This window comes from Thermus sp. LT1-2-5 (assembly GCF_040363165.1).
Taxonomy (GTDB): domain Bacteria; phylum Deinococcota; class Deinococci; order Deinococcales; family Thermaceae; genus Thermus.
This window is the reverse complement of sequence record NZ_BSRG01000012.1, coordinates 40,909-51,484: the sequence shown is the minus strand read 5'-3', so window position 1 is coordinate 51,484 and position 10,576 is coordinate 40,909. Positions and strand designations below refer to the sequence as shown.

Genomic DNA, 10,576 nt, shown 5'->3' with positions numbered 1-10,576 from the left:
TCCTATCTGATCCAGGATGCTGGCCACCAGGCCCAGGTGGCCCAGGTCGTACACCTGTAGGTTGGGTGTGGTTTCCATCCCAAAATCCTAAGGCCAAGGGAGAGGGGTGCGGAATGTCGGTTACACTGCCGTCAGGGAGAAAAGGAATACCCCCGGAAGCATTTCCGGGGGTATTGCCGTGGCATTGAGGTCTACCAGGTGCACCGGGGGTTGGTAACCAGCTTTAAGGGAACGGGAATGAACTGGGTTTGTGCAGGTGCCCTACCCCCCCGAATTAGCTCAGCCGCTTTTTCCACCGCTATCCGCCCCATCTCCGCAGGTTGTTGGGCCACGGTGGCTGCCATCTCGCAAGCTTCTACTGCCTTCACCGCATCGGGGGTGGCGTCAAAACCGACCACGGGGATCTTGCGGCCACTAGCCTTAATGGCCTGAAGGGCGCCCAGCGCCATTTCATCATTGTGGGCGAAAACTGCATCGATCTCCCGTTGCGCCTGCAGGATGTTCTCCATCACCGTAAGCCCTTGAGCCCGGTCAAAGTTCGCCGTCTGCCGGGCCACCACCGCGATGCCGGGACACTTTTCCTTGAGATAGGCGTTGAAGCCCTGGCCCCGGTCCCGAGCCGCCGAGGTTCCAGGAATACCTTCAAGCTCCACAACCTTCCCTTTCCCCTTGAGCAGGTTGCAGATAAACTCCGCTGCCATTCTTCCCCCAGACACGTTATCCGAGGCGACGTGGTAAGCCACCCTCCCACCCGATGCTGCCCTGTCCACAGTAATGACGGGAATCCCCGCTTGGTTGGCCCGCTGGATGGCCGGAACCACGGCAGCGCTGTCGGTGGGGTTGACCAGGAGGACACGCACACGGCGCTGAACAAGGTCCTCAATGTCGGCAACCTGCTTATCCACCCGATCTTGGGCGTCCAGGACCACCAACTGGATCCCTGCCTTTTTCGCCGCCTCCAACGCCCCGTCCCTCAGGGTGACGAAGAAGGGGTTGTTAAGGGTGGAAAGCGAAAGCCCTACCACCGTCCCTTGGGCGAAGACCAAGCCCAACAGCCACACCGAAGCCAACAATCCGAAAACCCCGATCCGCCTTGCCATCTGCCTCACCTCCTTCTAACCAGCCGATCCACCAAAAGGGCTAGAACAATAACCACCCCCTTGGCAATCAGCTGGTAAAAGGCCGATACGTTGAGCAGGTTCATTCCGTTGTTCAGCACGCCGATAATGAGGGCTCCCAAAAAGGTTCCCCAGGCCGTTCCCCTCCCCCCCGCCAGCGAGGTTCCCCCAACCACCGCGGCAGCTATGGCGTCCAGCTCGAACCCCGTACCAGCGGTGGGCTGCGCAGAGTTGAGCCGCCCTGTGAGCACCAGGGCGGCTAGGCCTGCGGCCAGTCCCGAGTAGGCGTAGGCAAAGACCTTGATGCGGGCCACCGGCACCCCGGAGAGCCGGGCCGCCTCCTCGTTACCGCCGATGGCGTAAAGGTAACGCCCCCAGGCAGTGTAGCGGAGAAGGACATGTGTTAGGAAGAGGAAAAGGAGCATCACCAAAACCGGCACCGGAATCCCCAGTAGCGTGCCATTTCCCAGGAAAAGAAAGGGGTCAGGAAGTCCGGTGAGGGGCCTCCCGTCGGTATAAACCAGCGTGAGTCCCCGGAAAGCGGTCAGGCCAGCTAGGGTCACGATGAAGGGGGGAAGACCAGCGTAAGCCACAAGTAGGCCCTGCAATGCCCCCAAGATCACGGCTAACCCAACCCCCATCCCCATGGCCAAGGCTGGAGGGTAGCCCGAAAGGGCAAAGCCAGCCGCCACGGCTCCGGCGAGGGCCAAGAGGGAGCCTACGGAAAGGTCAATCCCCGCCTTGAGGATGACCACGGTCATTCCCAGGGCCAGAATGGCGTTAACCGACACTTGGCGCAGAATGTTCAGTAGGTTGGAGGGCGTTAAGAAATAAGGGGACAGAAGGCTCAGGGCTAGAATCAAAAGCCCAAGGGCCCAAAAAAGGCCATAACGGGAAAAGAGTTCAAGCCTGAGCCGCGCCCACCACATGGGAAACCACCTCCTCACGGCGGTAGGGAGGGCGAAACTCGGCCACTACCCGGCCTTTGCGGAAGACCAGGATACGGTGGCACAAGAGGAGAAGTTCCTCCGTGTCCCCGCTGGAAACGATCTGGGCCACTCCTTTCCTGGCCCATGCCGCCAGCTGGCCGTAGATCTCCTGGCGTGCAGCCACGTCCACACCCCGGGTGGGCTCCGCCAAAAGGAGGAGGCGGGGCCTAGTGGCCAAGGCTTTGGCCAGGACCAACTTCTGTTGGTTTCCCCCGGAGAAGGTGCCAGCAAGCCGCTCAGGGTCCTGTGGACGGATTCCCAGGGCTTGGAACCACCGCTGGGCCAAGGCGACTTCCTTAGGGGTGGATAGGAATCCCCTACTGGCGAGTTCGGATAGGACAGGAAGGCTGATGTTGGCCCGGGCGCTCAGGCTCAGGATGAGGCCCTGGGCTTTTCGGTCGGCGGGCACCAAGAATACGCCGCGCCGGATGGCGTCCAGAGGAGAGCGGATAGGCTCGCCGTTCACCCTTCCTTCCCCTCCCAGCCCGAAGAGGGCTTCCACCACCGCGCTCCGCCCCGAACCCACAACCCCCGCAAGCCCTAGAATCTCCCCGGGGTGGAGGTGAAGCGCTAAGGGCTCCATGCCCTTTCCGCTCACCTCCAGGTGTAGCGGAGGCCCGCTCCCCGGAGCCAAGAGGTTCAAATGCACTTCCTCTCGCCTCCCCACCATGAGCTCCACCAGAGTTTCGGGCTTTAGTTTTGAAAGGGGTACTGTGGTCACCCGCTGGCCATCCCGGAGAACGGTTACGCGGTCGGCCAGGCGGAAGATTTCCTCGAGTCGGTGACTGATCCAGACAACCCCCAACCCCCGACTCCGGAGTTCTGTCACCAGCCGGAATAGCCGCTCAGCTTCCCGGGCGCTCAGCGCAGCCGTGGGCTCATCGAACACCAAAACACGAGCATCCTGGCTTAACGCCTGGGCTACCGCCACCAGGGTCTGCTGCCCTACCTCCAAGGATCCCAAGGGAACCTCAGGGGGAATATCGAGGTCCAGGGCTTTTAGGAGCGCCCGGGCCTTGGCATACAGCTCTCGCCAATTTATGCGAAGGGGAAAGGTACCAAGGAAGAGGTTTTCCGCTACGGAAAGGTTCGGGACCAGGTTCAGCTCCTGATAGACCATAGCGATGCCCTGCTGCCTAGCTTCTTGGACGCTCCCTAAACGAAGGCGGTGCCCTGAAAGCCAGACTTCCCCTTCATCCGGGATTAGGGCCCCAGAAAGGATCTTCATCAGGGTGGATTTCCCCGCTCCATTTTCTCCCACGAGGGCGTGAACCTCCCCCTCCTCCACCGCGAGGTCCACCCCCTTGAGGGCTTCCACGCCCCCAAAGTGCTTACGGATCCCCCGCATCTCTAAGAGGGCCATTAGAACACCACCCCCGCCTGGAGAATGAGGTTGGCGTAGGGCGTAAACTCCCCTGTGCGCACTACGGCTTTTGCCTTTACCACAAGTTCTTTAAACCGCTCGTGGGATACGTAGGTAACCTCTGCTCCAGAGATTTCTCGGAGGGCCTTCTCCACACGATGGTGAAAATCCGAGCTTCTTTCCCGTAGCTCCTGGGCTAAGACCGCCCTTTCCACTTGAAGTTCCTGCAAAAGTACCTGAACAACATCCAGGAAAGGGGGCTTTCCCGGCGCGTAGGCCAAGTCGATGCGCAAGGGACCTTGGGGTATGGGAAGCCCTGCATCCGCTACCACAAGCAGGTCTCCGTGGCCGAGGGAGGCTACCACCTGGGCCAAAACGGGGTGGAGAATACCGCTCTTCTTCATCTTTCACCCTCCAAAAGAGCTTCCACCTCTTGCCGGAAAGGCAGGGAAGACTGGGCCCCGGGCCGGGTAGCGGCCAAAGCGCCCGCGGCGTTGGCGAAGCGGAGGGCGGCCCGCATTTCCCAGCCCTCGGCCATCGCCACGGCAAGGCCCCCCGCGAAGGCGTCTCCCGCCGCCGTGGTATCCACCACCCTAACAGAGAAGGCAGGGAGATGTCCCTCCTCGTCCCCCGACCAAACCGCCCCCTGAGCCCCCAGGGTAAGAACCACCTGAGCCCGGGGCACCAGGTGCCGAAGGTGGCGAGCAAGGACCAAGGCCTCCTCCGGGGTTCGGGGGGAAGGAAGTCCCGCCAATTGCGCCGCTTCCAGCTCGTTGACCAGAAGGAGGTCAATCTCCTGCCGTATTTCGGGCGGTAGAGCTTGAGCCGGAGCGGCGTTGAGGAGAATCCGGGCTCCAACCTTACGGCCCAAGGCTACTGCCCGGGCCACAGTTTGCAAGGGAACCTCCAGTTGGAGAAGAACCACTTTGGCTCCCTTAAAGGCCGTTTCGGGAAGGTCCTCCGGGGTCAGATGGGCGTTGGCTCCCGGCGCCACGGCGATCTGGTTTTGCCCTTTGGGGTCCACCAGGATGAAGGCGGTTCCGCTGGGTCCTGGAGTTTCCCGTACCCAAGCCGCATCCACACCCTCTTGGGCCAACCTCTCTCTCAACGCCTGGCCAAAAGCGTCTTCCCCCACCCGGCCAATCATCCGCACCCTTCCCCCGAGCCGGGCCGCAGCCACCGCTTGGTTGGCTCCTTTACCGCCGGGAAAGGCCTCATAAGCTTCCCCGAGAACAGTTTCCCCCGGGTAGGGCAGGTGGCTTACCCGTATGACGAGATCCATGTTCAGGCTACCTACCACTAGGATCATCACCGCACCTCCCGGGCGGACTCCCGAGGGATCAAGGTCACGGGCAGGACAACCCGTACCGCCTCAGCTGTTGGTTCCCGGAGACGGCGGAGCAGGAGAGCCACAGCGGCCTCGGCCATCTCTTTCACCGGCTGGCGGATGGTGGTGAGGGACGGAAAAGCCAGTGTGGACCAGGGGATATCGTCATAACCGATGAGGGAGACTTCCTCGGGTACCCGAATACCTGCCTCCCGCAGGACTCTTAGGGCGGTTACCGCTATGACGTCGTTGGCCGCTACTACCAGCGATACTTCATCCCGGGCTCTCCTCAAACGAGCCTGAGCACCGGAACTTAGCTCCAGTCCAAAGGGAACCTCTTCTTCCCAGACCACTTCCAGACCCCCTAGTTGGGCCTCAGCCAGAAACCCCTCCCGACGTAAACGAGCACTTCGTAGGCTCTGGGGACCTATGAGGAGGCCTACGCGTCGATGGCCCAGCGCTAGGGCGTGGCGAGCTTGCAGCCTTCCCCCAAGGTAATGGTCCGCCTCCACACCATCCGTTCCTTCCACAGTACGGTCCACCAGGACCACGGGAAAAGGAGGGGGCGTATAAACCCCGACAGGCACCCAGATCGCTCCTGCTACCTGTTCCTCAGCCAGACGGTGCAAACCCTCCTCTTGCACTCCCTCATCCCCGAGCGAATCCACCAGGGTAAGGGTGTACCCTGCCTTGCGCGCAGCCAAGCCGATAGCCTGAGCCAGGCCAGGGAAGAAGGGGTTGGTTAGGTCGGGTAGCACCAAGCCTAGGGTGTGGCTGTGGCCCCGGCGGAGGGCCTGGGCTTGACGGTTCAGGCGGTACCCAAGGGTCTCTACTGCCGCCCACACCCGGTCAGCCACCTCGGAACGGACTTGCTTGGTTCCGTTAAGCACGTGAGAAACCGTGGTGTGGGAAACCCCGGCCAGTCTGGCCACATCCCGTAAAGTAGGCATAGTTTAACGTTCAACCTCCGCTTGACTACAAAGCTAACATAGATTTCGATGGTTGTCAAGGCGTCAAGTCGCGATTTTTGTGGGTTCGCTTTCCGCGGCCCAGAGCAGGCCCATGTCCCTGTAACGCCTGAATGCCCAATCCTGAAGCCTCACCACCGTGTCCAGGTTGGCCAAGCGCTTTTTGTTCGGGAACACCCCTACCCCCTCGGTCCCGCAATTCACCTCCCTAGAAACCCACTCCAGCACATTCGTGCTCTTGAGGTGCCTCTGGTGGCCCCGGAGAAACTCTAGAACTCTAGGTGGGTCCAAGCCCCCCTCCGATTGCGGCACGTGGGCCAATCCCTTGCGCGCAACGTGCACCACGCACCGCTGCCACCCCACTCCGGAAAGCTCGGCCATCACCGCCGGGCGGAGGGAAGGGTGGTCGTGGGAAATCCCCTCTCTTACCCCGCGAAGCCCGCCTTCCCTCAATCCTTTGAGTCGGTTTCGCCAGGCCTCCTTCCGTTCCCCGCCCGCGGGTTCCACCGCCAGCACTTCCTGGTAGCCCCCTTGGTTCACCCCCACCGCCACCAAGAGGACCAAGTCCACTACCCGCCCGCCCCAGTTCACCTGGAAATCCCTCGCGTCCAGGTAGAGGTAGGGGTAAGCCAGCTTCAAGGGCCGTTCCCGCTAGGCGGAAAGTTCCTCTTCCAGACGCTGGGCAATCCGGGAAATCGTCTCCTTCCTGACGCGGATTCGAGAGAGCCCTTCCGTGATGGCTGCGATCTTGCGGGTGGAGACCCCCTGCAAGCAGATCTCCAGGACGGCCTCCTCCACCTCCCCCGTCCTTATCTTGTGGCGCTTGAAGACCTCGGTGAGGAAGACTCCCTCGCGATTGCGTGTCACTTTGAGTTGCTCAATCCTCCCTAACGGCGTAATCAGGTTCCGGGTATAGGCGTTCGGCCATCTCCTCCTCAAACACCTCCTCAATAGCAGGGATGGTATACTTCTCGTGGCAGTGCGCAACGCCGAGGCACTGTGCAAAGCGCAAAAGCTAGAACGCTTCAGTAAAGGCTTGCGCGGGGATCTTGACAAGCAAACTCCGGAATAGCTCCCTTTTAGATACTTAGAGGGGGGTCAGGCGGGGTTTTTAGCGTCCTGGTCAAGTGTAGTCCCCACACGCGTGGGGATGGACCGCCGTGGTCAGGGCGGCCACCCCCGCGATGGCCGTAGTCCCCACACGCGTGGGGATGGACCGACCGTGACCATCCCCATCCAGGTAGGGGAGCAGTAGTCCCCACACGCGTGGGGATGGACCGTGGCGGAACGGCTTGACGTTGCGGCCAACGCCGTAGTCCCCACACGCGTGGGGATGGACCGGAGCCGCCCGAAGTTGTTCTCCGCCAGGACGAGTAGTCCCCACACGCGTGGGGATGGACCTGGGGCATGGGCGCGGGCTCTTGTGGCCCTTGCGTAGTCCCCACACGCGTGGGGATGGACCTGGGGCATGGGCGCGGGCTCTTGTGGCCCTTGCGTAGTCCCCACACGCGTGGGGATGGACCGTCGGGGCGGGAAGCGAGGCCCTCGAGGGCCCCGTAGTCCCCACACGCGTGGGGATGGACCGGTAGTGGATCAAGGCTTGGTGCGCGAGGTCCTCGTACGAGTGAGGATGGACCCTGTTACAGGCCTCGTCCTCCCCTCTCTCAAACGTAGTATCACATTTCTGTAGAAACTTCATATTTTTCTAGAAAACCATAACCCACGGAGGAAGGTTTCCAAGGGAACCTACTCCCGGGAATGGGGGCTCCTTAAGACTAGAGGCCTACAACCCGGTCCTGCCCGCAAACCTCTGCGCCTACGGCCACGGGCTAGACGGCAAGGCTTAGAAGGAGAAAGATCGAGGTGGAGCATGGAGCCGATCCGAGGGTGGATTAAAGGGCGGTTTCCCGACCTGGTGGCCCTCCTGGTGGCCATGGGCTTTTTCCTCACCCTGTTGGAACTCCTCCTCCTAGGGCACACGGAAGGGATCCAGCTCCTGGCGCCCATGGTGGCGGGACTGGGGGTCCTCTTGGCCGCCTTGGGCCTCCTAAGCCCAAGCCTCCGCATGGGGGCGGCGGTGGCCCTCCTCCTCCTGGGAGGCGCTGGCCTCCTGGGGCTCGTGGAGCATATGGAGGAGGGACTTCCAGGGGAGGCCCTCCGCCCAGGTACCCTGGTTCTGGTGGACGAGGAAGGTGAGTATGGGGGCGAAGGGGAGCAAACGGAGGCCTCCCCCCCTCCCTTGGCTCCCCTAAGCCTCTCGGGCCTCGCCCTCCTTGGGGCCTTGGCCCTGTACGCAAAGGAGCCATGAGGGTACTGGTGGTGGAGGACGAAGAGGGCATCCTCGAGCCCGTGGTGGCCCTGCTGCACCGGGAACGGTACGAGGCCGTGGGGGCGCGGAGTCTAGAGGAGGCCTGGGCAAGGCTGGCCGAGGGGGAACCCGATGTCCTGGTCCTGGACGTGATGCTCCCCGAAGGGGAGGACGCCGGCTTTCGCTTCGCCGAGGCCCTGCGGGAAAGCGGCTACAAGGGGGGAATTCTCTTCCTCACCGCCCGGGACGCCCTCGAGGACCGCCTCACGGGTCTGGAGCTGGGCGGGGACGACTACCTGGTGAAGCCCTTCCACCTGGAGGAGCTCCTGGCCCGGGTCCGGGACCTGGCGCGGCACAACGCCGAGTTCAAGGGGCGGGTCCTGGTGCGGGGGCCCCTGGAGGTGGACCTGGCGGCGCGGCGGGTCACCTTCGGGGGGAAGGAGGTGCGCCTCTCCCCGAAAGCCTTCGCCCTCCTGGAGCTCCTCGCCCTCAACCCAGAGAAGACCTTTTCCCGAGAGGAGCTCCTGGTCCGGCTCTTCCCCGAGGCGGAAAGCGAGGCCGTTCTCCGGGTCTACGTGCAGAAGTTGAGGCGGCAACTCGCCCCCTGGGTGGTGGAGCGGGGGCCCGGGGGGTACCGTCTGGGTACGCCATGAGTCTGAAGAGCCGACTGGCCTGGGCCTTTTTCCTAGTGACCGCCGGCACCGGCCTCGTAACCCTCCTTGGAGGCTACGCCGTCTTCCGGAACCTGGTGGAGCGGGACATCGCCTTGGACCTCCAGGAGGCCTCCTCCCGGGTGCAACGGGCCTTGGCCCTCACCCCCTCGGGCCCCCGGCTGGTTTCCGCCGAAGCCTTCGGCGGGAGCCACTACACCTTTGGCTTCCGGCTCCTGCGAGGCGGGACAGTGGTCCTGGAAGGGGGCTTTGCGCCGCAACCCCAGGAAGCCTGGCGCACCGCTCGATTGCCGTGGGAAGGGTACCAGCTGGAGGTCTACCTGCGCACAGAGGAGTACGCCCGGGCCCTCAGGGCCTACCTGCGAAGCGGCGCTCTCCTCCTCCTTCCCTTCCTGGCCCTGGCGAGCCTCCTGGGGTACGCCTTCGCCACCCTCCTCCTGAAGCCCCTGGAAACCCTGGCGGAGGCGGTGGAGGCCCTCTCCGCCCTCCATTTCCCCCAACCCCTCGCCCCGGTACGGGAGCGGGAGATGAACCGCCTGGTCCAGGGCTTCAATCGCATGGCGGAGGCGGTGCGGGGGGCGCTGGAACGGGAAAGGCTGTTCACGCATCACGCCTCCCACGAGCTCCGAAGCCCCTTGGCCGTGGTCCGAAGCCAAGTGGAAGCCTTACAAGGCGGGCTGGTGCCCCTGGAGCGCGCCCTTCCCAGGATGGCCCAGGCGGTGAACCGCATGGAGGCAGTGCTGGAGGGCCTCCTGGCCCTGGCCCGGGCCGAGGCCACGGACCTGAAGCCCCTGGAGCTTTGCGCCTTTTTGCGGCAAAACCTGACGGGGTGGGCCGGGGTGGAAGCCGAAGTGCAAGGTCCCGCTTGGGTCCTGGCCCACCCGGGCCTTGTGGAGCGCATCCTGGACAATCTCCTGGAAAATGCCCTGCGATACGGCGCCCCGCCCGTGCAGGTTCGCCTCGCAACCTCGGGGGACGAGGTTCACCTCGAGGTGCGGGACCACGGGCCCGGGGTGGCCCCGGAGCTCTTGCCCAGGATCACGGAGCCCTTTTTCCGGGGCCAAAGGGGCGAGGGGCTCGGGCTCGGCCTGGCGCTGGCGGACCAGGCGGCCAAACGGCTTGGGGGGAGCCTCGAGGTGGAAAACGCCCACCCCGGGCTACGAGTGCGGGTGCGGTTGCCGAGGTGGAAGGATGACGCGGCGGCAACTCCTCGCTAGGCTTGCCCTCTGGCCCCTTGCGGCCCAAGGCCTGGCTGGGGCCTCCGGGGAGGGGGAAAAGCGGCGGGAGGAAGGCAAGGAAGCGCCGAAGAAGGAGGAGAAGGGTGAGAAAAGGGGCGAGCGCCCGGTGTACTACGGCCGGGTGGAGGCGGTGGAGGCAGGGACGTTGTGGGCCGGGGGCCGGGCCTTGCCCAGTTCCTCTCCCCTCCTCCCCTACCTGGCCCCAGGCATGGTGGTGGAGGTGGCCCCGGAAGGCCTCCAGGTCTTGGTGCCCGAGGGGTGGGCCTACTACGAGGGGCCAGGAAGCCTCTTCGGGCTCTCCCTGGCCTGGGCAAGGCTCTGGTGGGTAGAGGGCAAGGTATGGAAGGTCCTGCCGGGGGCCGGGCAAGAGGCCATCCTAGTGGCCCGCTACCACGAGGGGAAGTGGCGCGGGGTTCCCCCGGGCTTGAGCCTTCCCCGGCCACCGAAGGAGGGGTGGTGGCTCGTGCGGCTGGAGGGCCTAAAGGGTAGGCTCGAGCGCTTCCTCCAGTGAGGTGGTCAGCCAAGCCTCTGTGGACAATAGCCCCCACGCCCATACCCACCACGCCAAAAGGACACTGTGAAGACTAGGTTTAG

Annotated in this window: 10 protein-coding genes, 1 pseudogene and 1 CRISPR repeat array; of the genes and pseudogenes, 4 read left to right on the top strand and 7 right to left on the bottom strand. The window is 63.6% G+C overall.

Annotation, left to right across the window (positions count from 1 at the left end; all coding sequences use genetic code 11):
- Window positions 1-191: 191 nt before the first annotated feature.
- From ABXG85_RS10185 to ABXG85_RS10155, 7 genes and pseudogenes are all read right to left on the bottom strand, one after another.
- Entirely contained in the window at window positions 192-1,100 is a 909-nt protein-coding gene (locus ABXG85_RS10185; RefSeq protein ID WP_353513522.1) for a D-ribose ABC transporter substrate-binding protein, read from the bottom strand.
- A 5-nt stretch (window positions 1,101-1,105) separates the two neighbouring features.
- A complete protein-coding gene (locus tag ABXG85_RS10180) occupies window positions 1,106-2,047 on the bottom strand; it encodes an ABC transporter permease (protein ID WP_353513521.1) in 942 nt (313 codons plus the stop codon).
- Window positions 2,022-3,455 (bottom strand): sugar ABC transporter ATP-binding protein, encoded by a 1,434-nt coding sequence (locus tag ABXG85_RS10175; RefSeq protein WP_353513520.1) that lies wholly within the window; start codon window positions 3,453-3,455, stop codon window positions 2,022-2,024. Before ABXG85_RS10175 ends, ABXG85_RS10180 begins: the two co-directional genes overlap by 26 nt.
- A 14-nt stretch (window positions 3,456-3,469) precedes the next feature.
- Window positions 3,470-3,835: a D-ribose pyranase gene (gene rbsD, locus ABXG85_RS10170; protein ID WP_353513523.1), complete on the bottom strand. Its 366-nt coding sequence runs from the start codon at window positions 3,833-3,835 to the stop codon at window positions 3,470-3,472.
- Window positions 3,836-3,870: 35 nt separating this feature from the next.
- Window positions 3,871-4,779 (bottom strand): ribokinase, encoded by a 909-nt coding sequence (gene rbsK, locus ABXG85_RS10165; RefSeq protein WP_353513519.1) that lies wholly within the window; start codon window positions 4,777-4,779, stop codon window positions 3,871-3,873.
- Entirely contained in the window at window positions 4,779-5,747 is a 969-nt protein-coding gene (locus tag ABXG85_RS10160; protein WP_353513518.1) for a LacI family DNA-binding transcriptional regulator, read from the bottom strand. The genes rbsK and ABXG85_RS10160 overlap by 1 nt, the downstream gene beginning before the upstream one ends.
- Before the next feature lie 63 nt (window positions 5,748-5,810).
- Window positions 5,811-6,704 (bottom strand): annotated as a pseudogene (locus ABXG85_RS10155) (IS256 family transposase).
- Between the two features lie 190 nt (window positions 6,705-6,894).
- Window positions 6,895-7,350: direct repeats of the CRISPR family, unit length 29 nt; unit sequence GTAGTCCCCACACGCGTGGGGATGGACCG.
- Window positions 7,351-7,635: 285 nt separating this feature from the next.
- Between ABXG85_RS10155 and ABXG85_RS10150 the strand changes: the two are divergent.
- The 4 genes from ABXG85_RS10150 to ABXG85_RS10135 are packed head-to-tail and all read left to right on the top strand — an operon-like array spanning window position 7,636 to window position 10,493.
- Window positions 7,636-8,073, top strand: coding sequence for a hypothetical protein (locus ABXG85_RS10150; protein ID WP_353513517.1), 438 nt, complete (start codon window positions 7,636-7,638; stop codon window positions 8,071-8,073).
- Window positions 8,070-8,726, top strand: coding sequence for a response regulator transcription factor (locus ABXG85_RS10145; protein WP_353513516.1), 657 nt, complete (start codon window positions 8,070-8,072; stop codon window positions 8,724-8,726). Before ABXG85_RS10150 ends, ABXG85_RS10145 begins: the two co-directional genes overlap by 4 nt.
- Window positions 8,723-9,961, top strand: a complete 1,239-nt coding sequence (locus ABXG85_RS10140; RefSeq protein WP_353513515.1) for a sensor histidine kinase — start codon at window positions 8,723-8,725, stop codon at window positions 9,959-9,961. Before ABXG85_RS10145 ends, ABXG85_RS10140 begins: the two co-directional genes overlap by 4 nt.
- Window positions 9,936-10,493, top strand: coding sequence for a hypothetical protein (locus ABXG85_RS10135; RefSeq protein ID WP_353513514.1), 558 nt, complete (start codon window positions 9,936-9,938; stop codon window positions 10,491-10,493). Before ABXG85_RS10140 ends, ABXG85_RS10135 begins: the two co-directional genes overlap by 26 nt.
- Window positions 10,494-10,576 lie beyond the last annotated feature (83 nt).